General features: G+C 70.9%; 26 protein-coding genes and 1 pseudogene. 11 read left to right on the top strand and 16 right to left on the bottom strand.

Going from position 1 to position 26,415, the window contains the following annotated elements; translation table 11 throughout:
* Nucleotides 1-124: 124 nt before the first annotated feature.
* Entirely contained in the window at nt 125-1,264 is a 1,140-nt protein-coding gene (locus V5E28_RS18190; RefSeq protein WP_336208110.1) for an Mrp/NBP35 family ATP-binding protein, read from the top strand.
* Nucleotides 1,265-1,386: 122 nt separating this feature from the next.
* Here V5E28_RS18190 and V5E28_RS18185 read toward each other — a convergent pair whose 3' ends face one another.
* The 5 genes and pseudogenes from V5E28_RS18185 to sigE all read right to left on the bottom strand — a co-directional run bounded on the left by V5E28_RS18185 (nt 1,387) and on the right by sigE (nt 5,584).
* On the bottom strand, nt 1,387-1,746 hold the full coding sequence (locus V5E28_RS18185; RefSeq protein ID WP_336208109.1) for a sec-independent translocase: 360 nt from the start codon (nt 1,744-1,746) through the stop codon (nt 1,387-1,389).
* Between the two features lie 480 nt (nt 1,747-2,226).
* Nucleotides 2,227-4,152: a S1C family serine protease gene (locus tag V5E28_RS18180; protein WP_336208108.1), complete on the bottom strand. Its 1,926-nt coding sequence runs from the start codon at nt 4,150-4,152 to the stop codon at nt 2,227-2,229.
* A gap of 165 nt (nt 4,153-4,317) precedes the next feature.
* The gene (locus tag V5E28_RS18175) at nt 4,318-4,464 is read right to left on the bottom strand and encodes a hypothetical protein (RefSeq protein ID WP_336208204.1); all 147 of its coding nucleotides are present in this window, start codon (nt 4,462-4,464) and stop codon (nt 4,318-4,320) included.
* A gap of 300 nt (nt 4,465-4,764) precedes the next feature.
* Nucleotides 4,765-4,857: pseudogene (locus tag V5E28_RS18170) on the bottom strand (zf-HC2 domain-containing protein); the annotation flags it as partial.
* A gap of 1 nt (nt 4,858) precedes the next feature.
* Complete coding sequence (gene sigE / locus V5E28_RS18165; protein WP_442945831.1) at nt 4,859-5,584, bottom strand: RNA polymerase sigma factor SigE; 726 nt, start codon at nt 5,582-5,584, stop codon at nt 4,859-4,861.
* 161 nt (nt 5,585-5,745) lie between these two features.
* Here sigE and V5E28_RS18160 point away from each other — a divergent pair, with 161 nt between their 5' ends.
* A complete protein-coding gene (locus tag V5E28_RS18160) occupies nt 5,746-6,384 on the top strand; it encodes an O-methyltransferase (protein WP_336208107.1) in 639 nt (212 codons plus the stop codon).
* A gap of 6 nt (nt 6,385-6,390) precedes the next feature.
* Here the strand turns inward: V5E28_RS18160 and V5E28_RS18155 are convergent, their stop codons facing one another.
* The gene (locus V5E28_RS18155) at nt 6,391-7,800 is read right to left on the bottom strand and encodes a leucyl aminopeptidase (RefSeq protein WP_336208106.1); all 1,410 of its coding nucleotides are present in this window, start codon (nt 7,798-7,800) and stop codon (nt 6,391-6,393) included.
* A 78-nt stretch (nt 7,801-7,878) separates the two neighbouring features.
* Nucleotides 7,879-8,046 carry a DUF3117 domain-containing protein gene (locus V5E28_RS18150; RefSeq protein WP_020545024.1) on the bottom strand — a complete coding sequence of 56 codons (168 nt, stop codon included), beginning with the start codon at nt 8,044-8,046 and terminating at the stop codon, nt 7,879-7,881.
* A gap of 156 nt (nt 8,047-8,202) precedes the next feature.
* Here V5E28_RS18150 and V5E28_RS18145 point away from each other — a divergent pair, with 156 nt between their 5' ends.
* Genes V5E28_RS18145 through V5E28_RS18135 form a run of 3 tightly spaced genes read left to right on the top strand, consistent with a single transcriptional unit; the run spans nt 8,203 to nt 12,066 of the window.
* Nucleotides 8,203-9,006 carry a PaaX family transcriptional regulator gene (locus V5E28_RS18145; RefSeq protein WP_336208197.1) on the top strand — a complete coding sequence of 268 codons (804 nt, stop codon included), beginning with the start codon at nt 8,203-8,205 and terminating at the stop codon, nt 9,004-9,006.
* Complete coding sequence (locus tag V5E28_RS18140; RefSeq protein ID WP_336208105.1) at nt 9,003-9,779, top strand: enoyl-CoA hydratase-related protein; 777 nt, start codon at nt 9,003-9,005, stop codon at nt 9,777-9,779. The genes V5E28_RS18145 and V5E28_RS18140 overlap by 4 nt, the downstream gene beginning before the upstream one ends.
* Before the next feature lie 43 nt (nt 9,780-9,822).
* On the top strand, nt 9,823-12,066 hold the full coding sequence (locus tag V5E28_RS18135) for a polysaccharide lyase 8 family protein (RefSeq protein ID WP_336208104.1): 2,244 nt from the start codon (nt 9,823-9,825) through the stop codon (nt 12,064-12,066).
* A 42-nt stretch (nt 12,067-12,108) separates the two neighbouring features.
* Here the strand turns inward: V5E28_RS18135 and V5E28_RS18130 are convergent, their stop codons facing one another.
* The 6 genes from V5E28_RS18130 to V5E28_RS18105 all read right to left on the bottom strand — a co-directional run bounded on the left by V5E28_RS18130 (nt 12,109) and on the right by V5E28_RS18105 (nt 16,923).
* On the bottom strand, nt 12,109-12,663 hold the full coding sequence (locus V5E28_RS18130) for a DNA-3-methyladenine glycosylase I (RefSeq protein WP_336208103.1): 555 nt from the start codon (nt 12,661-12,663) through the stop codon (nt 12,109-12,111).
* Nucleotides 12,660-13,325: a hypothetical protein gene (locus V5E28_RS18125; RefSeq protein ID WP_336208102.1), complete on the bottom strand. Its 666-nt coding sequence runs from the start codon at nt 13,323-13,325 to the stop codon at nt 12,660-12,662. Before V5E28_RS18125 ends, V5E28_RS18130 begins: the two co-directional genes overlap by 4 nt.
* A gap of 69 nt (nt 13,326-13,394) precedes the next feature.
* On the bottom strand, nt 13,395-13,979 hold the full coding sequence (locus V5E28_RS18120) for a TIGR00730 family Rossman fold protein (protein WP_336208101.1): 585 nt from the start codon (nt 13,977-13,979) through the stop codon (nt 13,395-13,397).
* Nucleotides 13,980-13,990: 11 nt separating this feature from the next.
* Entirely contained in the window at nt 13,991-14,788 is a 798-nt protein-coding gene (locus V5E28_RS18115) for a TIGR00730 family Rossman fold protein (protein ID WP_336208100.1), read from the bottom strand.
* A 249-nt stretch (nt 14,789-15,037) separates the two neighbouring features.
* On the bottom strand, nt 15,038-16,093 hold the full coding sequence (dapE, locus tag V5E28_RS18110) for a succinyl-diaminopimelate desuccinylase (protein WP_336208196.1): 1,056 nt from the start codon (nt 16,091-16,093) through the stop codon (nt 15,038-15,040).
* Nucleotides 16,090-16,923: a 2,3,4,5-tetrahydropyridine-2,6-dicarboxylate N-succinyltransferase gene (locus V5E28_RS18105; RefSeq protein ID WP_336208099.1), complete on the bottom strand. Its 834-nt coding sequence runs from the start codon at nt 16,921-16,923 to the stop codon at nt 16,090-16,092. The genes dapE and V5E28_RS18105 overlap by 4 nt, the downstream gene beginning before the upstream one ends.
* Nucleotides 16,924-16,960: 37 nt before the next feature.
* Here V5E28_RS18105 and V5E28_RS18100 point away from each other — a divergent pair, with 37 nt between their 5' ends.
* Nucleotides 16,961-17,785, top strand: a complete 825-nt coding sequence (locus V5E28_RS18100; protein ID WP_336208098.1) for a hypothetical protein — start codon at nt 16,961-16,963, stop codon at nt 17,783-17,785.
* 9 nt (nt 17,786-17,794) lie between these two features.
* On the opposite strand, the gene V5E28_RS18095 is transcribed toward V5E28_RS18100, so the two are convergent.
* From V5E28_RS18095 to fdxA, 3 genes are all read right to left on the bottom strand, one after another.
* Nucleotides 17,795-18,463: a DUF4178 domain-containing protein gene (locus tag V5E28_RS18095; RefSeq protein ID WP_336208097.1), complete on the bottom strand. Its 669-nt coding sequence runs from the start codon at nt 18,461-18,463 to the stop codon at nt 17,795-17,797.
* A 105-nt stretch (nt 18,464-18,568) separates the two neighbouring features.
* Nucleotides 18,569-19,684, bottom strand: coding sequence for a succinyldiaminopimelate transaminase (gene dapC, locus V5E28_RS18090; protein ID WP_442945830.1), 1,116 nt, complete (start codon nt 19,682-19,684; stop codon nt 18,569-18,571).
* Nucleotides 19,685-19,761: 77 nt separating this feature from the next.
* On the bottom strand, nt 19,762-20,085 hold the full coding sequence (gene fdxA, locus V5E28_RS18085) for a ferredoxin (protein ID WP_336208095.1): 324 nt from the start codon (nt 20,083-20,085) through the stop codon (nt 19,762-19,764).
* A 115-nt stretch (nt 20,086-20,200) separates the two neighbouring features.
* Between fdxA and V5E28_RS49550 the strand changes: the two genes are divergently transcribed.
* The 5 genes from V5E28_RS49550 (at nt 20,201) to V5E28_RS18060 (ending at nt 26,380) form a co-directional block, all read left to right on the top strand.
* Nucleotides 20,201-20,431: a putative acetyltransferase gene (locus tag V5E28_RS49550; protein WP_442945829.1), complete on the top strand. Its 231-nt coding sequence runs from the start codon at nt 20,201-20,203 to the stop codon at nt 20,429-20,431.
* A 17-nt stretch (nt 20,432-20,448) separates the two neighbouring features.
* Nucleotides 20,449-21,507 (top strand): ABC transporter substrate-binding protein, encoded by a 1,059-nt coding sequence (locus tag V5E28_RS18075; RefSeq protein WP_336208093.1) that lies wholly within the window; start codon nt 20,449-20,451, stop codon nt 21,505-21,507.
* Nucleotides 21,508-21,608: 101 nt separating this feature from the next.
* On the top strand, nt 21,609-22,385 hold the full coding sequence (locus V5E28_RS18070; RefSeq protein WP_336208092.1) for a class I SAM-dependent methyltransferase: 777 nt from the start codon (nt 21,609-21,611) through the stop codon (nt 22,383-22,385).
* Between the two features lie 135 nt (nt 22,386-22,520).
* Entirely contained in the window at nt 22,521-24,515 is a 1,995-nt protein-coding gene (locus V5E28_RS18065; protein WP_336208091.1) for a hypothetical protein, read from the top strand.
* A 5-nt stretch (nt 24,516-24,520) separates the two neighbouring features.
* A complete protein-coding gene (locus V5E28_RS18060; RefSeq protein ID WP_336208090.1) occupies nt 24,521-26,380 on the top strand; it encodes a UvrD-helicase domain-containing protein in 1,860 nt (619 codons plus the stop codon).
* Nucleotides 26,381-26,415: the final 35 nt, after the last annotated feature.

The raw sequence follows: 26,415 nt of genomic DNA, 5'->3' as shown, positions 1-26,415 counted from the left end.
TAACTGGGCCACCCCGCGGGTTCATAACATGGAGGGACATCCTCAACTGGCGTGCAGCGCCTGTCCCACATATACCGGCAAAGGAGGGACGGCACCCCTTTTCCACAGGTGTGCCGAGACTTCGATGGCACCAACCCAGGAACAGGTGACGGCCGCCCTGGCCACCGTCATCGACCCCGAGATCCGCCGCCCCATCACCGACCTCGGCATGGTCAAGGGCATCGACATCGCCGCAGACGGCAAGGTGAGCGTCGGCGTCTACCTCACGGTGTCCGGTTGTCCGATGAAGGACACCATCCGTCGTGACGTCACCACCGCGGTGGCCAAGCTCGAAGGTGTCACGGGCGTCGAGATCGAGCTCGACGTCATGAGTGCCGAGCAGCGCAAGACCCTCCAGACCACTCTCCGCGGCGACCGCGGCCCGGAGAAGGAGATCCCCTTCACCCAGCCGGGCTCGCTGACCCGCGTCTTCGCGGTGGCCAGCGGCAAGGGCGGCGTCGGCAAGTCCTCCGTCACCGTCAACCTGGCCGCCTCCATGGCCGCGAGCGGCCTCAAGGTCGGCATCGTCGACGCCGACATCTACGGCCACAGCATTCCGCGCATGCTCGGCGCCGCCGAGCGGCCCACCAAGGTCGAAGACATGATCATGCCGCCGGTGGCGCATGACATCAAGGTCATCTCGGTCGGCATGTTCAAGCCTCCGGGCAACAGCGCGGTGGTCTGGCGCGGCCCGATGCTCGACCGCGCGCTGCACCAGTTCCTCGCCGACGTCTACTGGGGCGACCTCGACGTCCTGCTGCTCGACCTGCCGCCCGGCACCGGCGACATCGCCATCTCGGTGGCCCAGCGTCTGCCGTCGGCCGAGATCCTGGTGGTCACCACTCCGCAGATGGCCGCCGCCGAGGTGGCCGAGCGGGCCGGCTCCATCGCCGCCCAGACGCACCAGCAGATCGCCGGCGTCATCGAGAACATGGCCTGGCTCCCCTGCCCCCACTGCGACGAGCGCATCGCCGTCTTCGGCGAGGGCGGCGGCCAGACGGTCGCCGACGCGCTCACCCGCACTCTCGGCACCCGGGTCCCCCTTCTCGGTCAGGTCCCCATCGACCTGCGCCTGCGCGAAGGCGGCGACGAGGGCAAGCCCCTGGTTCTGACGGACCCCGACTCGCCCGCCGCCACGGAGCTGCGCCAGATCGCCGCCGGCCTGAGCAAGCGCTCCTCCAGCCTCAAGGGCCTCCAGCTCGGCCTCGCCCCCAACCGCGGCTGACCGTCACGCCCCACGCGAAAGGCCCTCCCGGATGATCCGGGAGGGCCTTTTCGTGTACGGGCTGCTGCGCGGATGGCGCTTCTCGCGACGTCGTGTTCGCGACGACGTCGGTGCCGGCCTCGTCAGGTCGCTTCGGAGTCGTACGGCGGGATCTCTCCGACGCCGAGCTCGTCCACCGGAGCGCCCGCGTAGGCGGGGACGGGCTCCAGCTCCTGCTGCGGCTTGTTGTTCCAGTCGTCGTCGATGTCGTCCAGGAGATGCTTGCGGACGAAGTTACGCGGATTCAGGTCGGACGGGTCGAAGTTGGAGAACTCAGGACCCAGCCCCGCGCGCAGGTCGTCGCGCGCGTTGTTGGCCATCCGGCGCAGGTTGCGCAGCGTCTTGCCGGCCTGGGAAGCCGCCTGGGGCAGCTTTTCCGGACCGAAGACCAGCAGCGCGATGATGATCAGCGCGCCGATTTCCATCCAGCCAAGTCCGAACACCCTGCACTCCTAGCAGTCCAGCCGCTCCGAGGAAACGACCTCGGCCTATCCCACAGACTAAGGGCTGTCCGGGGTGGGCCGACCTCCACCGTAGGTACTAATTCACCATGCACTAGGGCGAACCTCGTTCCAACCCCTATCAGGACGCCCAACCCCATAGCGGGCACCCCCGGCCCCGCACCGCGGGCAGGCGGCGTGAGCGGCGGCCAGGACGGCAGGAAGGCCACCCCACGGCCCCCACCACCAGAACCAGGCGCCCCCGTCGCCCCCGCCCCAGGACGGCCCAAGCTGCACCGCTCACGCCAGACGGTCTGGGCTTCACCGCCCACCGCCAGGACGGCCAAGGCTTCGCCCCTCACCGCCAAGACGGCCTGGGCTTTCGCTGCCCACGCCAGGACGGCCAAGGCCGCCCCACCGCCAAGACAGACTGGGCTTTCGCTGCCCACGCCAGGGTGGCCTGAGCTTCTCGTCAGGTTGCCGTCAGGAGGGGGTGGGGACGGGCTCCTCATCGTCGGCGCTCACCGTCAGGGTCGCCGTGTGCTCCTGGTCGTCGCGCTCGTACTTGATGGTGATCTTGGCACCCGGGGCCTTGCTGCGGATCAGCGCGATGAGCTCGTTGCCGTCCTGGAGGCGCAGGCCGTCGACTTCCATGATCACGTCGCCGGCCTTGAGGCCCGCCTGGTGGGCGGGGCCGCCCGCGTCGACCGGCGGGCGGCCGCCCTGGTTGCCGGAGGCGATGCGGACGCCTTCGCCACGGTATTCCCGGTCCAGCACGATGCCGATCTTGGGACGCTTGGCCTTGCCCGTGGTGACCAGCTCCTGCGCCACGCGGCGGGCCTGGTTGACCGGGATGGCGAAGCCGAGGCCGATGCTGCCGCTCTGGTTGCTCAGGGAGCGGCTCAGGGTGGCGATGGCGGAGTTGACGCCGACGACCTCGCCCCTGACGTTGACCAGCGGACCGCCCGAGTTGCCGGGGTTGATGGCGGCATCGGTCTGGATGGCGCTGATGTAGGCGGGCTCTTCGCTGCTGGTGCCGCTCTCGTCACCCGCGATGACCGGGCGGTTGAGCGAGCTGACGATGCCGGTGGTGACCGTGCCCGTGAGGCCGAGCGGCGAGCCGATCGCGATCACCGGGTCGCCCACGACCACCTGGTCGGAGTTGCCGAGCGTGATCTCGGGGGTGCCGAACGTCTCCTCAGGCTTGACCACGGCCAGGTCGGAGCCCGGGTCACGGCCGACGATGCGGGCGGTCGTGGTCTTGCGGTTGTTGAACATGATCTTGATCTCGCCGCCCTTGGCGGCCAGGGCGACCACGTGGTTGTTGGTCACCACGTACCCGTCCTTGATGAGGAAGCCGGACCCCGTCGCGCCTTCGGTGTTGCCGCCGTTGCCGACCTCCAGGGAGACCACGCTGGGCAGCACCCGGGACGCCACACCGGCCACCGAGTCGGGTGCCCGGTTGGTGGCGCCGGTCGGCGCCTGGGGAAGGCTGTAGGAGGGATCGGTGCCGCTGCTCGGCCTGGTGAGCAGGTAGGTGCCCGCACTGCCGACCACGGACGCCGTCAGGGCGATGACCACCGCGAGCATGACCAACACCGAGGTGCCCGGTCCACGCCGGCCGGGCGCGCCGGTGACGCCGCCGGGCGAGCCGGGGGGTGGCGGGGCCCACGCGGGGCCCATTCCCAGCGCGTTGGGCGGCGGCGGTGGGCCGCCGGCGCGCCCCGCCTGGTTGCCGAAGAACGGCCACTCGGCGGTGCCGAAGGCCGGCCCCTCTCCCCCGGGGTTGCCGAAGTACGGCCCCTCTCCCGCGGGACTGCCGAAGCCCGGTCCCTCACGACGCGGATTGCCGAATCCCTGACCGTCGCCTCCCGGGTTGCCGAAGGCCGGACCGTCGCTTCTCGGATTGCCGAAACCCAGACCGTCGCCTCCCGGATTGCCGAAGGCCGGACCGTCGATCCCGGTCCCGAATCCCTGACCGTCGCCACCGGGACCGCTGAAACCCGGACCGTCCCCACCGGGACCGCTGAAGGCTGAGCCGCCACTGCCGGGCGGCCTGTCGAAGGCCGAGCCCTCAACGGGCCGCTGGAAGGGCGAACTGTCGCCTCCAGGCGGCGGCTGGAAGGACGGGCCGTCTCCACCGTGCCCGCCGGAGAAGGGGCTCTCGTAGGCACGGGTGCCTCCGTTGGGGGCGCCGAACGCGGAGTCCTCGTAGGAGGGGGACGACGGGTTGCCGAAAAAGGCGGTGCCGCCACTGCCCGAGGGATCACCCCACGGGTTGCCAGGAGCCGCGTCGGATCGCCGGCCAGGCTCCGCTCCCTCACCTGCGGGCAGGAACTCCGGCCTCCCCTGTGGCTCAGGGTTGTCCGACGGCGTGCGTCCTTCGGTGGGGCGCGTCTCGTCGGTCATCTAGTTCTCACCACTCCTTGCTCGGACACCGCAATCATGGCGTGATCGGCATACGAGAGTCGTAAAGCAGTTGTCAGCAAAATCTCTGACAAATCCCGATCCCAGATCGTATGCCCACCACACCATGGACTACGCCATCACGAGTATCCCAGCAGGGCCGGGCTTTCAGGGCGTGGCGGTGGACGGCGGGCTCGTCTGCGGCACCGTGGGCGGCTGTTGCACCCGCTTGACCAGCTCGACCGGTGGGGGCGGACCCTGCTGCTCAGGCGCGGACACGGCGAAGAACGTGCCGAGCGCGACGGCCGCGGACATCACGCTGACCGCCACATAGGCCGTGCGGCGCCTAGCCCCGCGGCCCGGCCCCGAAGAAGCGCCACCATTGGCGCCCCGTCGAGGGCGGTTGTCCAAAGGGGCGATGCTGTGGGGGCCAGGGATCGGGACGCCGCCGAACGTCCGGGTAGGGAAAGGCCGCTCCCGGGGCGGCAGAGGCCCGCCCGGCTCCGACATCCGCAGCAGCGACATCGTGAGATCGGCCGGCATTGCCGGGCCGTCGAGCGACCGCAGGCGCGATTTCAGCGCCCGCGTCGACTCCACCTCACGCCTGCAGTCAGCGCAGAAGGTCAGATGAGCGAGGGCACGCTCGCGTTCGGCATGGTTGAGCTCGCCGTCGACGAGCGCGGAAACACGTTCTCCAAGATGAGCCATATCAGACTTCCTCCCCACGGGTAACGGTCGGGGGGAGTTGGGAATTACGGGGAGCCCGATGGTCGAGCGCCTCCCGCAACTGCGCCCGGCCACGATGAATACGGCTCCGGACCGTCCCCAGCTTGACGCTGAGCGTGGCCGCGATCTCCTCGTACGACAGGCCCTCGATGTCACACAGCACGATCGCCGCCCGGAACTCCGGTGCGAGCGCGTCGAGCGCGGCCTGAATGTCCGGCTCGAGGTGTGCGTCGTCGAATGCCTGCGCCGGTGACGGCTCCCGGCCGCGAAGCCGCTCGGCGGCGTCGTCGGCGAGCCCCTCGAACCTGATGCGCTGCTTGCGCCGCGCCATGTCGAGGAACAGGTTGGTGGTGATCCGGTGCAGCCAGCCTTCGAACGTGCCCGGGGTGTAACTCGACAACGACCTGAAGACCCTGACGAAGACCTCTTGGGTGAGATCCTCGGCGTCGTGGACGTTGCCCGTCAGGCGGTATGCCAGGCGATACACCCTCGCGGAGTGAGTCCGCACCACCTCGTCCCACGACGGAGGGGTCCAGTCGGGTTCGGGTGGATGGGGACTCGCGCCAGGCTGGGGCGCGTTGAGACTCGTACCGGAATCGGGCACATTGTGTCCGGCGCCGGACACGGGCGCGTTTGACATCGGAGTATCAGCCTGGTGGTCACTTTCGTCCACCAGAACTCCTCTCTCTGGGACCACCGCTACCGCCATAGTGCCTGGTTTTGTCCCTTCATGCGCACTGGCTGCCTTCCGGACCGGCAAAGCCCGTTTAAACCTGCAACGCCTCGAGGCGCTCCTGAGTTCCCGTCCCGGCGTGTCTCCCCTAGGCTGCGATCGGTGACCAATCGCACGAAAGTGGGGGGAGGAGGCCGATGACCAGTCCGGTAGAGGCCACTCTGGCCTATGCGGAGCAGTTCCATCATGAGGATGAGATCCTGCACGCGGCGCGGCAGCGCGGCCTGGAGATGGGTGCTCCACCCATCCTTCCCGGAGGCGGGGCGGCGCTCTGCTTCCTGGCCACCGCGGTCAACGCCAAGTCGGTCGTCGAGGTCGGCACCGGCTGCGGCGTGTCCGGCCTGTGGCTGTTGCGCGGCATGCGTCCCGACGGCACGCTGACGAGCGTCGACGTGGAGCCGGAGCACCAGCGGCTGGCCCGTCAGGCGTTCGCGGAGGCCGGGTTCTCGGGAGGGCGGGTGCGGCTGATCGCGGGCCGCGCGCTCGACGTGCTGCCCCGCCTCTCCGACGGCGGCTACGACCTGGTCTTCGCCGACGCCGCCAAGCAGGAGTACGCCGACTATCTGGCCGAGTCCGTACGCCTGCTCCGGGTGGGCGGCATCGTGGCCTTCGACAACGCGCTGTGGCACGACCGGGTGGCCGACCCGGCCCAGCGCGACCCCGACACCGTGTCGGTGCGTGAGCTGGGCAAGCTCGTGCAGGCGGACGACCGGCTGCGCTCGCTGCTGATGCCGCTGGGCGACGGGCTGCTCGCCGCGATCAAGATCGCCGAATAGCGGACGTCACGGCCTGGCCAGCCACTCGAGCAGCAGGCGCACCCCGAATCCGGTGGCGCCCTTGGTCAGGATGCCCTCGTCCACCGTGCTGCGTCCCACACCCGCGATGTCCAGGTGCGCCCACGGCCGCTTGCCCGCGAACTCGCGCAGGAACAGCGCCGCCGTGATGGACCCGCCGCCGTAGGTGGTGCCGATCTCGATGTTGGCCAGATCCGCGATCGAGGACCGCAGCCCCGCGGCGTACTCCTCGATCAGCGGCATCCGCCACAGCTTGTCGTCGCTCGACTGCCCCGCGTCCACCAGCTGCTTGGCCAGCTCGTCGTCGGTCGAGTAAACAGCGCCGATGCTCCGGCCGAGCGCCACGGTGATCGCGCCGGTGAGGGTGGCGATGTCGACGACCGCGTCGGGAGCGAGCTCGGCGTCGGCGTAGGCGAGCGCGTCGGCCAGCACCAGCCGCCCCTCGGCGTCGGTGTTGAGCACCTCGACGGTGCGGCCGCCGTACTGCTTGATCACGTCGCTGGGACGCTGGGCCGTGCCGGACGGCATGTTCTCGGCGGCGGCGACGAGGCCGGTGACCCGGATGGGGACGCCGAGCTCGGCCAGCGCGCCGAGCACGGCGATGACCACCGCTCCGCCCGCCATGTCGGTCTTCTGGGTCTTCATGTTGTCGGTCGGCTTGAGCGACAGACCGCCCGAGTCGAACGTGATGCCCTTGCCCACCAGCACGACGTGCCGGGTGGCCGGCTCGGCGGGAGTGTAGGAGAGCTGGATGAGCCGGGGCGGGGACACCGAGCCCTGGCCGACGGCGAGGATGCCGCCGAATCCGTCGGCCTTGAGCTGCTCCTCGTCCCACACGCGGGTGGGGACACCCTGCTCGGCGGCGCGTTCGGCGAGCCAGGCGGGGTTCTTGACCGACGCGGGAGTGTTGGCCAGGTCACGGGCGAGCGCGACCGCCCGTGCCACGCTCTGGCCGCGCCGTACGCTCTGCTCGTCGGCGCCGACGAAGGTGAGCGAGCCCACGGGCCGCTTGCCCGGAGCGCCGATCTTGAAGAAGTAGCAGGCGAGCAGCGCGGCCTCGGCGAACGCGGTGACGTCGCCTTCGGGCGCCACCACCGCCAGCGCCGCCTTGCCGCGCACCCGGCGGCTCAGCGCGGCCGCCGCCCTGCGCAGCGCCCTGGAGGAGCCGTCGCCCACGCCGTAGAACAGCACCCGCCCGACGCCGTCGCCTCGCGCCACCGGAACCTCGACGATCTCGCCGGCCTCGCCCTTGGCCTCGTAGTGGGCGAGCAGGCCGGTGACAGGCAGGTGCAGGTCGATCGCGAGCGCGGGACTCAGGTCCGAGGAGTAGGGCACGGCCAGCAGCTCGGCGTCGTCCGGTATCTCGGCCACCACCGAAGCAGCGGTCTCAATGGGCACTGTCACTCCTCGAACGTCGTCGACCCTGGCGCCGGTGTACGCCAGGGTCGTGGGACCGGAAAGTTGAGTCGGGGAATCTCAGCCGACGACGTTCTTCAACGCCTCGCCGAGCGCCTTCGCTTCGTCGGCGGAAATCTCCACGACGAGCCGGCCACCACCCTCCAGGGGGACCCGCATGACAATGCCGCGCCCTTCCTTGGTGACCTCGAGCGGACCATCGCCGGTCCGCGGCTTCATCGCCGCCATGCGTGCATCCCTTCCTGCCCTGGGCTCCCGCGGCCCGCGCGATTTCCGACCTCCCATCGGGGGTGGTCGGCGCATTCACGTCTTCTGTGATGTCCTATTCTCCCGCATCGAGAGCCCTCATGGGTAACGATCTCCTCCCAGAATGCGTTGTCCAAGGTGGAGAAGGCGTCCAAACTGGACTTCGTGCACGCACGCGCCGCTCTGTTCGACCTGTATGGGGACCACCTGCGCTCGCGCGGTGGGCAGGCGTCCGTGGCCGCACTCGTCCGCCTGATGAACCCACTGGAAATAGCCGCCCCCGCCGTGCGTACCGCCGTTTCGCGCATGGTCAGGCAGGGGTGGTTACAGTCCGTGAGGCTGCCCCAAGGGGCCGGCTACGGGCTCACCCCCAAGTGCGTCAGGCGCCTCGATGAGGCCGCGCTGAGAATTTACCGAGCCGGGACAGTGACCTGGCAGGGCCGCTGGCATGTCATCGTTTTCGGCCCGGTCAAGGAGCGCCCGCGGCGCGAGCGGATCAGGGCCGACCTGACCTTCCTCGGTTACGCCGCGTTGTCGGAGACGACCTGGATCGGCCCGCGCTCCTCGATCGAGCTGGACAACCTGCTCGACGGCGAAGGCGTGCGCGCCGACAGGTTCGACGCGGCGCTCGAGGGCGACCCGCGCGAGCTGGTCTCGCGGGCGTGGGATCTGACCGCCATCGGCGAGGCGTACGAGGGCTGGCACGCCGACGCTGTCACGCTGATCAGCGCCATGCCCGAGAGGGCCCCGGCCGACCGGGTGTTCGCGACCAGGAGCAAACTCGTCCACGGGTGGCGCAACTTCCTGTTCCGCGACCCCGGCCTGCCGTCCGAGCTGCTGCCCGCAGGCTGGCCGGGAGAGAAGGCCAGGGCCTTCTTCGAGCAGGAGGCCGCACGGCTGCTGCCCGCAGCCGCCGCGTTCGTCGACAGGGAGCTACATTGATCCGCTACGAAGTGACCGGCGCCGTCGCCACCATCACGCTCGACCGCCCCGAGGCGATGAACTCGCTGACGGCGGAGGTCAAGACCGCGCTGCTGGAAGCGCTGCGACAGGCGGCGGGCGACCAGCAGGTGCGCGCGGTCCTGCTCACCGGCTCGGGCCGGGCCTTCTGCGCGGGCCAGGACCTGCGCGAGCACGCGGACAACCTGGAGGCGGGCCGCGGCCTGGCCAACACCGTCCGCGAGCACTACAACCCGATCGTCGAGCTGATCACCACCATGGACAAGCCCGTCGTGGCGGCGGTCAACGGCGTCGCCGCGGGCGCGGGAGCCTCCCTCGCCTTCGCCTGCGACCTGCGGGTCGCATCGGAGAAGGCCAAGTTCGCACTGGCCTTCGCCGGCATCGGGCTGGCCCCGGACTCCGGCGCCTCGTGGACGCTGCAGCGCCTGGTCGGCCTCGGCCGCGCGACAGAGCTGATGCTGCTCGGCGAGCCCGTCGACGCGCCCCGCGCGCTGGAGCTCGGCCTGGTCACCCGCGTGGTGCCCGCCGACGACGTGCTCAAGACCGCCGGGGAGCTCGCCGAGCGGCTCGCCCAGGGACCGACGCGGGCCTTCGCCGCCACCAAGCGGGCGCTGGCCCACGCGGCGACGAGCTCGCTGCCCGACGCTCTGGCCGTGGAGGCCGACCTGCAGGACGAGTGCGCCGCCACCGCCGACCACCTCGCCGCCACGACCTCGTTCCTGGCCAAGGAGCGTCCGACCTTCGGGGGCCGCTGAACCGGCTGGGTGGTGTCCCGTGGTGCGGGTACGGGCACGCGGTATGGATGATTTCCTGGCGCTTCGTGAGACTGCTCTGGCGTTGCTCGTCGACGAGGGCGTCGCGGATCCGGCCAGGTTGAGCGCGGCCGCCTCCGGACTGCTCAAGGGGATGCGACATCCGCATCTCTGGGATGATCTCCCGCTTGACGGGCGGCAGGGGCAGGTGACCGGGTGTTACGGGCGCCTGCGGGTGATCGCCATGGCCTGGGTCACTCCGGGGACGGTTCAGTTCGGCGACGACGAGGTGCTGGAGCGGGTGGTCGACGGGCTCGATCTGCTCCATCGACGGCACTTCAACGAGGGGTCGGCCGAGACCGGTAACTGGTGGTTCTGGGAGATCGGGTCGCCCGGGGAGCTGGCCCGGCTCTGCGTGCTGCTGGGGGATCGGCTGGGAGGCCAGCGGCTGGCCGGTTACCTGAGGGCGATCGATCGGTTCTGCCCGGACGCCGATCGGCGCACCGGCTACCGCGCCATCGTGGAGAGCGGGGCGAACCGGGCCGACAAGGCCTACATCATCGCCCTGCGGGGTGTCGCCGGACGCGACGGGCCGAAGCTGGCTCAGGCCCGCGACGGGCTGTCCGCCGTGCTGGACGACGGCCAGGGCAGCGTGTTCGGGTACGTGGACTCCGGCGACGGCTTCTATCGCGACGGGTCTTTCATCCAGCACGGCGAGGTCGCCTACACCGGGTCCTACGGGGTGTCCCTGCTCACCGCCGTCGCCCAGACCATGGCCCTGCTCGGCGGGTCGGCCTGGGCCGTGACCGATCCCGGGCAGCGGGTGATCCTGGACGCGGTGGAGCGGTCCTTCTCGCCGTTCGTGCTCGACGGGCTGATGATGGACGCGGTCCGGGGGCGGGCCGCGTCGCGGCAGGGCCATTCCGGCCGAGACGCCGGGCGAGCCGTCGCCGGCGCCGTGCTCCTGCTCGCCGAGAGCGCGCCGGAGCCGTACCGGACCCGGTTCGAGGAGCTGGCCAAGGGCTGGATCGAGCGCGGCGGCGGTCATCCGGTGCCCACCCGCAGGGAGCTGGCGTTCCGGCGCCGCGCGGGGGTCGCCGCGGCGCCGCCGCTCACCGGGCACTTCGTGTTCCCGTCGATGGACCGGGTGGTGCACCGGCGTCCCGGCTGGTCGTTCGCGATCAGCATGTCGTCGCGGCGGATCGCCGCCTACGAGGCCATCAACGACGAGAACCTGCACGGCTGGCACACCGGCGACGGCATGACGTACCTCTACACCGGCGGTTTCGAGGACGGCTTCTGGCCCACGGCGGACCCACGCCGGCTGCCGGGCACCACCGTGGACACCCGCCCGCGTGACGACCTCAGCATGAGCGCCCACCGGCCCGCCAACACGTGGGCAGGCGGGGCGGTGCTCGGCGGGCGCTACGGCGCGGCGTCCATGGAGCTCATCGGCGACGGCGTGTCGTTGCGGGCCCGCAAGTCGTGGTTCTGCCTCGACGACGCGGTGGTGGCGCTCGGCAGCGGCATCACCAGTCATGACGGCCGCACGATCGAGACCGTGGTGGACAACCGCGTCACGGGCGCGGAGCCGCGCCTGGAGGAGCGCTGGGCGCATCTGGAAGGCGTCGGCGGTTACGTCTTCCCCGAGGTCGGGCCGGTGCGCGGCCTGCGCGAGTCCCGTACGGGCACGTGGCACGACATCAACACCGGCCTCGACACCGGGGGGACGGCGGAGCCGGTCACCCGCGACTACGTGACCATCTGGTTCGACCACGGCGTCAGCCCGGTGGACGCCGCGTACGCCTACGTCCTGCTGCCCAACGCGACACTCCGGCGCACCCGCGCCTTCAGCCGCTCATCGCCGTTGCGGGTGCTGTCCAACACTCCCGCGGCGCAGGCCGTCCAGTGGGACGGGCTGATCGCCGCGACCTTCTGGCAGGCAGGCGCGGTGTGCGGCGAGGACGAGGTGAGGGGCGGCACGCGCGCGGGGGCGGGCGACCCCCCTGAGGGCCGGGAAGAGGGCGAGCGGGGTGGCGGGGGGATGCGGGTCGCCGTGGACGCGCCCTGCGCGGTGCTGGTGCGCCGGGCAAGGCGCCGGATCTCGGTGGCCGTCGCCGATCCGAGCCACTCTGTGGACACGGTGACCCTGACGCTGGACCACCCGGTCAGCAGGGTGGGCAGAACGGACGACACCGTCGAGGTGCGGATCAGGAAATATCCGGCTATCACGGTGAGGCTGGGCGGCTCCCGTGGCCGGACTCACACCTGCGAGCTCGTCCCGACCTGAGCCAGGGGCCCGCCTGCCGGAGGCTCGCGCCCCGGGAAGGCGTCAGGCGTTCACACGGGCCACGCAGCCCTCGATGTGGTCGTTGACCAGGCCGATGGCCTGCATCAGGGCGTAGGCCGTGGTGGGGCCGACGAACTTGAAGCCGTGCTTCTTCAGCTCCTTGGCCAGCGCCTTGGAGGCCGGGGTGATGGCCGGGATGTCCGCCATGGACCTGGGCACCGGGGCCGACGGGTCGGCGTAGCTCCAGACCAGGTCCGACAGGCCGCCCGGGAGCTCGGTGGCGGCCCTGGCGTTGGCGATGGCCGCTTCCACCTTGGCCCGGTTGCGGACGATGCCGGCGTCGGCGAGCAACCGCTCGACGTCCTGCTCGGTATAGGCCGCCACCTTCGGGATGGAGAAGCCGTCGAACGCGGCGCGGAAGTTCTCTCGCTTGCGCAGGATGGTCAGCCATGACAGGCCCGACTGGAACGCCTCCAGCGTCACCCGTTCGAAGACCCCGTCGTCCCCGCGGACCGGACGGCCCCACTCCTCGTCGTGGTAGGCGAGGTAGAGCGGGTCGGTCATGCCTCCCCACGTGCATCGGACGAGCTCGGTCACGGACGCTCGTCCTGGTGCTCGCCGAGTGACGCCCGCACGGGCTCGGCGTCCCGCTCGGGGTCCTGCTCCCGTTCCCCACCGCTGTCGGGGCGGGACTCGGAGCCGTCGTCGCGCTCAGCGGCTGCGTCCTCGTCGCCGCCCGCGGTCGTCGCGGTGCCGGCGGGCTTGTCGCCGTTGGAGGCGTCCGCCCACCCGGCGCGGGCGTGAGCGGCGTTGCCGTCCACTGCCTGCGGCAGATGGTCGCCGGAGTCGGGGAGCGGGTCGCCCTCCTCGGGAAGGTCTCTCGGCCTGGCGGGAGCCTCGGGCTCGTGGTCGGTGCGCGGGCCGCTGCCGGGGGCCGCGTAGACCTCCTGGCGGGCGTGCAGCCGGCTCGACAGCAGCTCGGAGACCCGCTGCTCCAGCACCGCGATCCTGGTGTCGCGGGAACTGATCGCGTTGGCCGCCCTGCGCAGGGTCTCGTCGACGCTCTGCGTGTGATAGCCGACCAGGTTGACCGGCAGCTGCAACGCCATGAAGTCCACGGCCGTCAGCTGCCCGGCTTCGGGCAGGTTGAGGGGCGGCACGTCCGGCGGGAACTCGGTCAGCTCACCGCCCTTACCCAGGGATACCAGGACCACGCAGGCCAGGATGGCGAGCGCGGCGATGGCGAGTATGACCAGCACATTGGCATCGTACTCATACCACCCGGGCACGAGTCCCGCACTTGCCGCGCCTGGGGCATGATTGGACTCTCAGCCCGCCGCCTCCCCGAGCTCCTCGACGCTGGGCCGCACGGGCTGGGTACGGCCCGCCAAGTGGTCGAACGCCTCCGGAACGGTGGTGGTCCAGGAGATGGCGTCGAAGACGTTCGCCCGGGTGAAACCGGCGTCGTACATGCCGGAGACCAGGTCCTTGAGCGACTGGTAGAGACCCCACGGGTCGAGGACCACCAGCGGGCGGTCGTGGATGCCGAGGACCCTGGCCGTCCAGATCTCGAAGAGCTCCTCAAGGGTGCCGATGCCGCCCGGCAGGACCAGGAAGGCGTCGGAGCGGGCGTCCATGACGCCTTTGCGCTCGCGCATGTCGGCCGTGACGATCAGCTCGTCGGAGTCCCTGTCCGCGACCTCGATGTCGACGAGCACCTGGGGGATCACGCCGACCGTGTGGCCGCCGGCGGCGCGCGCGGCCGTGGTGACGGCGCCCATGCAGGAGACGGTGGCGCCGCCGCTCACCAGGGTGTGGCCACGCCGGGCGAGCTCGGTGCCGACCTCTTCCGCCAGGCGGAGATATTTGTCGTCGATGTGCTGGCTGGAGGAGCAGAAGACGCAGATGTTCACGGAGAGCCAGCCTATTGCGGCTCGGCCACCTGGACTTCGACGGCCTCCTGTTCTTCCTCGTCCACCGTGGACCTGGCCCTGTCGGCGTCCACGATGATGCGCACGGCCTCGTCCACGTCGTCGGTCACCGTGATCAGGTCGAGGTCCTGGGGTGCGATCTTGCCGGTGCCGAGCAGGCTGCTCTTGATCCAGTCCAGCAGGCCGCCCCAGAACTCGGTGCCCAGCAGCACCACGGGGAACGAGGTGACCTTGCGGGTCTGCACCAGCGTGAGCGCCTCGAACAGCTCGTCGAGCGTGCCGAAGCCGCCGGGCAGGGCGATGAAGCCACAGGAGTACTTCACGAACATGGTCTTGCGGACGAAGAAGTAGCGGAACTCGATGCCGAGGTCCACGTAGTCGTTCATGCGCTGCTCGAAGGGCAGCTCGATGCCGAGCCCGACCGACACGCCGCCCTCGACCTCGGTGGCCCCGCGGTTGGCCGCCTCCATGACGCCCGGACCGCCTCCGGTGATGACGGCGTAGCCGGCCTGGGCCAGTGCGGTGCCGAGCGCGCGGCCCATCTCGTAGTCGGGCGAGTCGTTCGGCGTCCTGGCCGAGCCGAACACGGTGACCGCTCTCGGCAGCTCGGCGAGCTGCCCGAAGCCCTCCACGAACTCCGCCTGGATGCGCAGCACCCGCCACGGGTCCATGTGCACCCAGTCGGCCGGGCCCTGCCGGGCCAGCAGGCGCTGGTCGTGGGTGGAGTCGCTCACCAGCTTGCCCCGGAGCACGGCCTGCCCCTGGCGCCTTTCGGCGCGGTTTGATTTCATATGGATCACGCTAACCCTTCGAAGATGGTTCCTGGACGGCCCGTCCGGCCTGCCCGTACCCACGTCTACCTGGGTCGGGGCCGTTCCCGGGCGTCGTCCAGAAGAATCTTGAAAAACTTCCCGGGAAACCTGGAACCGAATTTCGCCGAGCCTGCGTCTAACCGGCGAGGGTGCTGCTCGGGACTGAAAGTGGCTCTCCCCGCCAAATGGCCGGCGAGGAGAGCCACTTTCACGTTGTCCGGGCTTCCGTCATGTCGCGAGCCAGGCCAGCATCGCCCGCTCGCATTCCACGATCTTCGTCAGCGACACGTATTCGCCCTGCTGGTGGGCCAGGTTCGGGTCTCCGGGACCGTAGTTGACCGCCGGCACGCCCAGCGCCGAGAAGCGGGCCACATCCGTCCAGCCCAGCTTGGCACGCGGGGTCCCGCCGACGGCGGTGGCGAACGCCGCCGCCACCGGGTGGGTGAGCCCCGGCCGCGCGCCGGGCGCCGCGTCCACGAAGCCGACCTCGTAGCCGTCGAAGACCTCCCGCACATGGTGCTGGGCCTGCTCGATCGACAGGTCGGGGGCGAAGCGGTAGTTGACCGTGACCACGCACTCGTCGGGGATCACGTTGCCGGCGACCCCACCGCGCACCCCGACCGCGTTGAGACCCTCGTGGTACTCCAGCCCGTCGACGACCGGCAGCCGCGCCTGGTAGGAGTTGAGCCTGGCCAGCACCGGCTGGATGCCGTGGACGGCGTTGACGCCGAACCACGATCTCGCGCTGTGGGACCGCTTGCCCCGCACGGTGATCTCGGCGCGCAGCGTCCCCTGGCAGCCGCCCTCGATCTCCCCGTCGGTGGGCTCCATCAGCACCGCGAAGTCGGCGCTCAGCCAGGCGGGGTGGTCGCGGGCGACCCTCGTCAGCCCGTTGCGCTCCGCCTCGATCTCCTCGCAGTCGTAGAAGACGTACGTGACGTCGCGGTTGGGGGCGGGCACGGTGGCCGCCAGCTTGAGCGCGACCGCCACTCCGGCCTTCATGTCGGAGGTGCCGCAGCCGTACAGGAGATCGCCCTCGAGGCGGCTGGGCAGGTTGGCGGCGACGGGGACCGTGTCGAGGTGCCCGGCGATCAGCACCCGCTCGCCCCGCCCGAGCTCGGTGCGGGCGACGACGGTCTGCCCCGACCTGTCCACCTTCAGGTGCGGCAGGGCGGACAGCGCCCGCTCGACCTGGTCGGCCAGCGCCTGCTCGGCGCCGCTCACCGACTCGATGTCGACGATGGCCGCGGTCAGCGCGCGCACATCCTGGGTCAGGTCCATCAGGTATTCACTCCGTGTTCGCGCAGCACCTCGTTGAGCGCTGCCTTGTCGTGGCGCTGCCCCGGCTCCAGGCGTCTGAGCACCAGCACGCAGGGCAGCCCGAAAGTGCCGCCGGGGAATTCCTTCTGGCGGGTGCCGCCCACCGCGACACACCAGTCGGGGATCCGGCCACGGCCCAGCTCCTCGCCGGTCCGCACGTCGACGACCGGCATGGACGCCGACAGGATGGTGCCGGCGCCGACCACTGCCCCGCGTCCCACCCGCGCCCCCTCCACGATCATCGCCCGGCTGCCGATCAGCGCCTCGTCCTCCACCACGACCGGCACCGCGCTCGGCGGCTCCAGCACGCCGCCGATGCCCGCGCCGCCGGACAGGTGGACGTCCCTGCCGATCTGCGCGCACGACCCGACCGTGGCCCAGGTGTCGACCATGGTGCCGGCGTCGACGTGGGCACCGATGTTGGTGAACGACGGCATCAGCACCACGCCCGGCGCCAGGTAGGAGCCCCAGCGCGCGATCGCGCCGGGCACCACCCGGACCCCGTCGAAGGTGTTCTTGAGCGGAACCCTGTCGTGGTGCTGGAAGTCGCCCACCTGTGACCTGGCCATGCCGAGCACCTTGAAGCTCAGCAGGATCGCCCGCTTGGCCCGCTCGTCGACGACCACCTCGCCACCGGACAGCCGGGCGACACGGGCCTTGCCTCTGTCGAGCAGGTCCACGGCGGCTACGACGGCGTTGCGCGCCTCGGCGTCGAGGGGTGACAACTCGGCACGGCGCTCCCACAGCGCGTCTATCACCGCGGGCATCGGTGACAGGGTGCTCACGTCGCTCATGGCCACGGAGCCTATCTGGCCGGGTAGGTTTTTCAGCGTGCGCCTGCGCTTCTCCCGGGGAGTCATCACCATCGCGGTCATCGTCCTCGTCCTCGCGGTGGGCATCTCCTTCGGGCTCTACCAATTGCTCAAGCGGGTCCAACCGCTGGCCCCGCCCGAGGCCTACTGCAACGTGCGCACCTCCCTGGGCGACCGTCACCTGGACATCGAGCAGGCGCAGGTCTCGGCCACGATCGCGGCGGTCGCGGCGCGCCGCAAGCTGCCCGAGCGCGCCGTGGTGATCGCCTACGCGACGGCTCTGCAGGAGTCGAAGCTCTACAACGTCGATTACGGCGACCGCGACTCGGTCGGCGTGTTCCAGCAGCGCGAGTCCCAGGGCTGGGGCAAGAAGAAGCAGCTCATGGACCCCGTTTACGCCACCAACAAGTTCTTCGCCGCCCTGGTCAAGGTCAAGGGCTACCGCAAGCTTCCGGTGGCGGAGGCGGCCCAGGCGGTGCAGCGCTCGGCCGCCGGCTACGCCTACGGCCCGCACGAGGAGGAGGCCAAGATCCTCGCGGCGGCGTTCACCGGGCGTGTCCCCAAGGCCCTGCACTGCTGGTATCCGCCCGACGGAGGCACCCAGAGCGCCGCCCCCCGCCCGAAGACCGGCGAGGCCCGCCGCCAGCTCTCCCGGGCGCTCGGCAGCACGTCCATCACCAGCGCCAGGCGCGGCTGGCTGGTCGCCGCCTGGTCGGTGGCCCACGCCCAGAAGTACGACCTGCGCCGGGTGGCCTACAGCGGCGCCACCTGGTCCAACGACCTACGCCAGAAGGGCTGGCAGCAGGGTGGCAAGGCGGGCGCCGGGGAGGTCGAGCTGGCCTAGCGCGTCCGGTCAGGAAGCGCGGCTGACGATGCTGATCGAGCCGGGCGCCAGGGGCTGGGCGTAGGCGGCGGTCCAGGAACTGCCCTGGATCCGTTCGAAGGAGAGCAGCCGCCCGTCGGTGGCGCGGTAGTCGGCGAAGTCGAGCAGGCCCCTGTCGGGAGCGCCGGTGCTGCCTTCGGACCGGAAGGCGGCCGTGCCCCGATCCAGCGGGAAGAACTCCACGCCCTCCATGATCAGCATGCTCCGCGCCGGGACCATGCCCTGGGTGGGCACGTCGGTCCACAGCAGCACCTCGAGATGCGACTGATCACCTTCGGCCAGGCCCTTGCGCACTTCCACGGACAGCCACTGCACGCGGCGGGCGCTGTCGCGCAGCCGGAATTCGACCCACTGCTGACCCTGCCAGGAGATGTGCATGGCGCCGAGCACGCGGGACGGCGACCCGTGCACCTCGATCCTGTCGCCCACCTTGATGGTGCGCGGGTCGGCGTAGTCGGAGCCGGCATGCCCGGGCAGGCTGACCGGCGCCGGTAACGGGGTCTCGATGGGAGCGACCTCGACCGGCTGCTCGGCCGTCCGGCCCTTCCTGTCCTGGCGCAATGTGGCCAGGAAGGCCCCCAAGAGGAGGAGGACGGTGGCGATGCTCAGCCCGAGAACGACCATGGAGGTCATGCTCATCGTTCGGCTCGCTCCACTCGCGGTTCGCCTCGGCAAACGCCCTTTATCTATTTGTGCTGCCCGCGACCTCGTCCTCCCCAAAGGACGGGCGCTTGAGGGGCGATACTACTGGAGCCGGCGCACTGCCGCATCGACGCGTTCGTCGGTCGCCGTCAGCGCGACGCGGATGTGCCGCCCACCTGCTGGTCCGTAGAATTCACCGGGCGCGACCAGAATTCCGATTTCGGAAAGTTTTCTTACCTGGTCCCACGAACTCTGCCCGTTGGACGCCCAGAAATACAGGCCCGCCGTCGAATGGTCAATACGCCAGCCCGCCCGCTCCAGCGCGGGCCGGAGGGCGGCGCGGCGGGCGGCGTAGCGCTCGCGCTGCTCGTCGGCGTGCCGATCGTCGCCGAGTGCCGCCGTCATCGCGGCCTGCACCGGGTCGGGCATGAGCATGCCGGCGTGCTTGCGGGTCTCCAGCAACCGCTTGACCAGGACGGGGTCACCGGTCACGAACGCGGCGCGGTATCCGGCCAGGTTGGAGCGCTTGGACAGCGAGTGGACCGCGAGCAGGTTGTCGTGCGAGCCCTCGCAGACGTCCGGGTGCAGGATCGAGACGGGCCGCTCCTCCCAGCCGAGCTCGATGTAGCACTCGTCGGAGGCGACGACCGCGCCACGCTCGCGGGCCCAGGCGACGACCTTGCGCAGGTGCTCGGCGGGCAGCACCTTGCCGGTGGGGTTGCCGGGAGAGTTCACCCAGACCAGGTCCACGTGCTGCGGGCCGAGCGCGAGCAGGCCGTCGGCGGCCGTGCCGGCGGCTCCGGCCAGGCGGGCGCCCACGTCGTAGGTGGGGTAGGCCAGCTCGGGGAAGACCACCCGCTTGGCGCCGAGGTAGGTGGGCAGCCAGGCGACGAACTCCTTGGAGCCGATCAGCGGCAGCACGTCCTGCTGGCCGACGCTGACGCCGTGCCTGCGGAGCAGCCAGCCCGCGGCGGCCTCGCGCAGCGCCTTGGTGCCGTGCGTGAAGGGGTAACCAGGGCTGTTGGCCGCCTGGACGAGAGCGTCCTGGACGAGCTCCGGCACCGGGTCGACGGGGGTGCCGACCGACAGGTCGACGATGCCGCCGGGGTGGGCGCGGGCGAGCTCTTTGTACGGGTCCAGCCGATCCCAGGGGAAGTCAGGCAGGTTGTTCACGGTTCTCCAGGGTTTCGGTGGACGCGCCGCGGAGGGAACCGGCATGCACGATCACGGGCAGGCGGCGCGGACCGTCCCGCGGGCGCTGTGCCCGCGGGTGAACCGCGCCGCAAGGCGGCCGGTTACGCCTCGCCCTGCGGCGGCAGGACGGCCACGACCGGGTGGTCCTTTTCGATCTTGCCGACCTTCGAGGCTCCACCGGGCGACCCCAGGTCCTCGAAGAAGTCCACGTTGGCCTTGTAGAACTCCTTCCACTGCTCGGGAAGGTCGTCCTCGTAGAAGATCGCCTCGACCGGGCACACAGGCTCACACGCGCCGCAGTCCACGCACTCGTCGGGGTGGATGTAAAGCATGCGCTCGCCCTCGTAGATGCAATCGACGGGGCATTCCTCGATGCACGCCTTGTCCAGGACGTCCACGCAAGGCTGCGCGATGACGTAGGTCACCTCGAGCTCCTTCTTCTCCGCACCATTCCGCACATGGGTATGACTCTGACCGCGGTTTGCTAAGCCCTAGTATTGCCGTGCTTGCCAACTGGCCGGAACGGAGGGTGGCAAACTCGTGGCCGCTCGCCTCGTGATCACTATCTCAGCAACGGACGTAGGGGCACGGATCACCACGCGCAGGAGGGTGCCCGGCGGGTTCAGCGACGCCGTGGGAACACTCGAGTCCTGGGAGGGCGGCGTGCTCAGCGTCCGCAAGCGTGACGGCACCGTCGTGGAGATCGCCGAAGAGACGCTGGTGGCCGGGCGGGTCGTTCCGGCCGCGCCTCCTCGACCTGGGCGGAAGTAACGGTAAGTATTCATTGTGTGACCGTACGTACCTGCGCAGCCGTAACAGCCATCCTCGTCAGCGCCGGATGCGGCGCGTCGCCTCCGGTGCCCGCCCAACCCGGTAAGCCCGTCAACGTCAAGGCCTCCTCCATGAAGGAGGGCTTCGGCACCCTGGAGCGGCTCGCCCAGGCCGCCAAGCAGGAGGGCGCGCTCACCGTGATCGCGCTGCCCCATGACTGGGTGAACTACGGCGAGATCATCGAGACCTTCGCCGACAAGTACGGCATCGAGGTCAAGGAGCTGGAGCCGAACGCCAGCAGCCGCCGCTCGATCGATGCCGCCGCGCAGCTCAAGCCGGACGTGTTCGACCTGACTCTGGACGTGGCCGTGGCCTCGGCCGGCAAGTTCGCCCCCTACCGGGTGCGGGGCTGGCAGGATCTGCCCGACCACATCAAGGACCCGTCGGGCGGCTGGTACGCCGCCTACGGCGGCTACATGTCCATCGGATACGACCCGCGCGCCGTGCCCGCGCCCGCCTCCTTCGCCGATCTCGCCAAGCCCGAGTACAAGGTCGCGCTGGACGGCGACCCGCTGCGCTCGGCGGCGGCCTTCGGCGGTGTCATGGCCGCGTCCCTGCAGAACGGGACTCCGCAGCCGCGGTACGGCGTGGAGCTGTTCGGCAGGCTGAAGAAGGCCGGGCAGCTGACCGACCCCGCCAAGGCCAACGTGATCGTCAACTGGGACCACCTCAACGCCGCCCGCAGCGCCCAGGACTCCGAATCCTGGAAGGTGACGATCCCGCGTGGCGCGCCGCTCGGCGCCTACCACGTGCAGGCGATCAGCAAGGACGCGCCGCATCCGGCCGCCGCCCGGCTCTGGCAGGAGTTCCTCTTCTCCGACGAGGGCCAGAACCTGCTCCAGAAGGGCTACGCCCGCCCGGCGCGCGGCGAGGCCATGATCATGCGCGGCACGCTCGACACCGAGCAGGCGGCCAGGCTCCCCGCCGTCCCCGGGCCTCCCGTGCTGCTGACGATCCCGCAGACCGACGCCGCGAGGTCCTACCTGAAGAAGGAGTGGGCGCGAAGCGTGGGGTGAGTCCAGTGTGACTTGATATGTCGCAGAGACAATCTGGCTCTAAAGTGAACGGACAGCACGGCCACGGGGGCCCGATGTCTGACGAATGAGAGCTGATCGTCTTGCGATACGACACACCGAGCTTGGAGCGGTGGAACAGTCGCGCCTACGACAGCAGCTTCGGCTACGTCTCCACGCAGGGCGCGCCGCTGGTGGACCTGCTCGACCCGCAGCCTGGCGAGCGCGTCCTCGACCTCGGCTGCGGGACCGGCGTGCTGACCGCGCAGATCGCCTTCCGCGGCGCGGAGGTGCTGGGCATCGACGGCTCCACCGGCATGATCGAAAAGGCTCTGGCGCAGTATCCGGGCATCAACTTCATCGTCGGCGACGGCCACGACTTCACCGTGGCCCGGCCGTACGACGCGGTCTTCTCCAACGCCGCGCTGCACTGGATGAGCCGCGACCCCGCCGCCGTCATCGCCAGCGTGCGCGAGGCGCTCGCGCCCGGCGGGCGCTTCGTCGCCGAGATGGGCGGGGCCGGCAACTGCGCCGAGCTGACCGCCGCGATGCTGACCGCCTGGCGGGAGTACGGCCTGCGCGAGCCCGAACTCCCCTGGTACTTCCCCACGCCCGCCGAGTACGCCCGGCGGCTGGAGCGGGAGGGTTTCGTCCTGCGGCTGCTGGAGTACTTCGACCGGCCCACGCCGCTTGACGAGTGCCCCGCCGGGGCCGCCGACTGGGTGCGCGTGTTCGCCGCCTCGGCGCTCGAAGGGCTGCCACCGGACATCGTCGACCCCCTGCTCCAGCGGGTGAACGAGTTGGCCGCGCCGGCGCTGCGCCGGGAGACCGGCTGGATGGCCGATTACGTGCGTCTACGGTTTGCGGCCGTTCGGCGCTGATGCGTAGTGCATGATGCGTAGGGCTGTTTTGCCGGACTATGGTCTGTTCCGTGGGCGCGAGATGATGGCATCGCAAGACGACGTTGAAGAGCCCGCGGCGAAACGGCGGTGTGAGGGGCTGGTGAACGGAACGGGATGAACTTCTGCCTGAGCGACCTCGTACCACCGTTGAGGTGGAGCGACGCGTCCACGATCACGCTGCTCACCGGGCAGCCGGACCTGCCCGAGTCCTGGTGGCGGAGCCTGCCCATGCCGCGCGTGCTGGCGGCCATCGGCCCCGAATCGCTCGGCGGGCTGCTCACCGAGATCGCGCTCGAGCACTGGCCCGCCGCCGCCGTGGGCGACGTGCTCCCGGCGCTGCACATGCTGGATCCCGACGAGGCGGACGAGCCGCACGTGGCGATCGCGCTCGACCGGGCCGGCTCGTGGCCTGGGCTGCTGGCCCTCACCAGCAGGGAGCTGGTCGACCAGCCGTTCATCCAGGCCCGTCCGGTGCTGAACACGCTGTTCTCGGCCGCTCTGGTGCGGCTCTCGGTCGCTCCCGCACACCCGGCGCAGCCGCCCGTCGCCGAGCCCTCCGCGCCGCCTGTGGAGGCGGCTGAGGAGGCCCCGGTCGCCGAGCCGGCCGTCGCGCCGCTCGCTCAGGAGGCTCACGAGGCTCACGAGGAGCACAGAGAGCACGACGAGCCTGAGGAGCGCGGCGAGGCGACCCTGGACGAGGAGTCCGAGGACGAGCCGCAGGAGCAGGTCGCGCAGCACGGCGAGGAGGCCGGCGAGGAGGACGAGCCGGCGGTGCTCCACGCGGACGACGAGCCGATCTCCGATGCGGCCGAGCCCGAGCCCGCCCCCGAGGCCCCGGCCGAACCCGTGCTCGACGCCGCCGACGAGCCCGCTCCCGAGCCCGCCGCCGAGCCCGCCGCCGAAAAGGCGGCCGAGCTTGAGGCGCAGCTGGAGGCCGAACCCCAGGACGAGCCTCAGGACGAGCCGCAGGCCGAGCCTCAGGACGAGCCTCAGGACGAGGGGCGGGAGCTGCCCGAGCTCATCGAGGCCGCCTTCTCCGGGCTGGACGACAAGAGCTGGGCCGTGGCGCAGAACCGGGTGTTCACCGACGAGCCGTCGGCGGTGGACCAGCTCGCCAAGCTGTTCGCCGTGCCGCCCGCCGAGATCTCCGCGACCGAGGCTCGGCTGTGGGCCAGGCTCGACGACTGGCTGGCCAGCGAGGAGGCCGCCCCGTACCGGGCGCACCTGGACGAGCTGCGCAAGACGATAGGCACGACCGCGCCCAAGGAACGGCTGATCAGCGCGGCCGACTGGCACGCCAGGGAGATCCGCGCGCTGGAGGTGCCCGCCTGGCAGTTCGTGCTCGCGACGCTGCCGCCCGGGCCGCACGCTCCCCCGCCGGAGCAGGTCGAGGCGAGGCCGGAGGAGCCGGCGCAGGCCGCCTTCGCGCCGGCCATGCCGCTGGGGCCGGTGCCGATGCCCGCGCAGGCGGGGTCGCTGCCGCCGGGGTTCATGCCGCCGGATCCGGTGCCGTCGCAGTTCCAGGCGTTCGCGCCGGCCATGCCGACAGGTGAGGGCAACGGGTCGTCGGGCGAGCAGGCCGGCAAGCCGTACCAGCCGCTGAAGGACGTCGCACAGACCAGGCGCTGCTTCCGCCAGCCGGACGGGCGGTGGTGGCTGCGCATCGACGTCACGGCCGAGCAGCTCGCCGGGAGCGAGTGCGCGCTGCCCACCGGGTTCGCCGCCTACCTGGGGCTGTCGCCCGGGGAGAGCAGGACCGTCAGGAGCGCGGCCGGTGAGCTGACCATGACCTGGCACGGCAGGCCGGTGCTGGAGACGATCGAGCGGCTGCTCGCCGACGTCGGAGCCAAGAAGGGCGGCCACCTGTTCCTCACGCTCTCGGACGAGGGCGTGCTGCGGGCCAGGCACCTGCCGGTCGCCGCGCAGGGCGCCGAGAAGATCACCAAGGCGCTGCGGCTGGTCGGCTACACGGCGCCGGGCGGGACGCGGGACCAGGCCGCCAGGGTGATCGCCACCAGGATCGGCCTGACCGGTCCGGTGGGCCTGCCCGATCTGCTCACCAGGCTCCGCGAGCGCGGGGACCGCGACCTGCTCGCCCTGCTGGACTGAGAGCCGTGCCGCGGCTCGCGATCGGCCCGGAGTTCCCCAGGGAGCTCAGCGCACTGGCCCAGCCGGTGCGCAGGGACGCCATGGTCGCGCTGCGGCGCTTCCTGTTGAACGTGGCGGGCGCCCCGCATCCCGAGCGGGTAAGAGGCGGCAGGGATCCACGGGTGGCGACCCTGCGCCTGGCCGAGGGCATGCGCGGGGTGGTGGTTCGCCAGCGGGACGTCTACTGGCTGCTCACCGTGCTGCCCGACCCGGAGGCGTGGGCGTACGCCGCCCGGCACCGCTACGGGATCAACTCGGTGATCGGCGTCGTCGAGGAGTGGGACGCGGAGGCGCTGGAGCGGGTCGAACCCGCACTGCGCCGCTCGGCGGGTGACTCGAGGTTGTTCGACCCGATCTGCGATGGCGATCTGATGGCGCTCGGCATCGACGTGCACGTGCTGTCCCTGGTGCGCCTCATCACCACCGAGGCCGACGTGGAGGCGCTCGAACCGCTGCTGCCGCCGACGCAGCACCTGCCGCTCGCGGTGCTGGCCAGAGGCGGCACGCTCACCGAGGCCTGGCGGGAGCTGGACGGCTGCCGGGCCCTCGACAGGGCCGACGCCAGATCCGGCGACAGGGACGAGGGCGAGTCCGGCGAGGAGCCGATCGACCCCGATGACCTGTACGCGGCGCTGCTGCGCAGCCCGGACCGCGCGGCGTTCGCCGCCGACAAGGTGGAGCTGGAGCAGGTGCTGACGGCGCCCGACTGGTGCACGTTCCTGCATCCGCCGCAGCACCGGCTGGCCCGGGCCGCCCGCTACGAGCACCCGGTGCTGGTGGTCGGCGGGGCCGGGACGGGCAAGACCCTCGTGGCCCTGCACCGGGCCGCTCACCTGGCCGCGCACGGCAGCGGGCCGGTGCTGCTGGTGACGTTCTCGCAGGGGCTGGCCGACGAGCTGTCGTCCAGGCTGGACCTGCTCGTCCAGGACGAGGTTGTGCGCAAGCGGGTCGAGGTGGACAACCCCGAACGGCTGGCCATGCGCATCGTGGCCCAGGCCGAGGGACGCCGCCCCGCGCTGGTCGGGCCGGGCGCGCGGACCATGGACGAGCTCATCGACGAGGCCCTCATCCTGCTGTCGAGGACCACCGGCGACCTGCTCGACGACGTGGAGCCGGGGCGCAAGCCGTACCGGCACGTCGTGGTGGACGAGGCGCAGGACGTCAGCCCGGCGCTGTGGCGGCTGCTGCGCGCCGCGGTGCCGCGTACGCACGACGACCTGTTCATCGTCGGCGACCCGCACCAGCGGGTCACCGACACGCACGTGGCGCTGGGCGCGGTGGGCATCCCGGCGGTGCAGCACACGCTGAAGCTCTCCCACCGGCTGTCGCAGGAGCTGGTGACGTTCGCGGTCAGGCTGCGCGGCGGCGGTCCCGCCGACGGGCTCGTCAAGGGCATGTCGGCGATGTACGGCTTCCGCGGCGCGAGCGCCGGGCGGCGGCCGGTGCTGCGGGCCTACGACACGCCCGAGGCGGAGCTCGCCGGGCTGGAGACCACGATCGCGGCCTGGCTGGACGAGGGCGTGCCCGCGGACCGGATCGCCGTGGGCGCCCGTAACCGGCGGCTCGTGCGCGAGGCCAAGCGGGTGCTGCGTGACGTGCCGGTGCGGGTGTCGACGTTCCGCGATCTCAAGGGCCTGGAGTTCGACCGGGTGGCCCTCATCGGGGTGGCCGAGGGGGTCGTGCCGGAGCATCCTCCCGACGATCCCGGCGCCCGTGCCAGAGCTCTGCAACGCGAGCGAAGCATGCTGTTCGTGGCCTGTACGCGGGCCCGTTCGATGCTCTATATATCGCATTCAGGGAGAGGAAGCCCATTTCTGTCCTTCTGATCACATAGTCTGAACTGCGGATATCTACCCTTTGC

The sequence above is a fragment of the Nonomuraea sp. LPB2021202275-12-8 genome, assembly GCF_037044575.1.
Classification (GTDB): domain Bacteria; phylum Actinomycetota; class Actinomycetes; order Streptosporangiales; family Streptosporangiaceae; genus Nonomuraea.
Note: the sequence above shows the minus strand (reverse complement) of the source record. Positions and strands in the feature narration are given on the sequence as shown.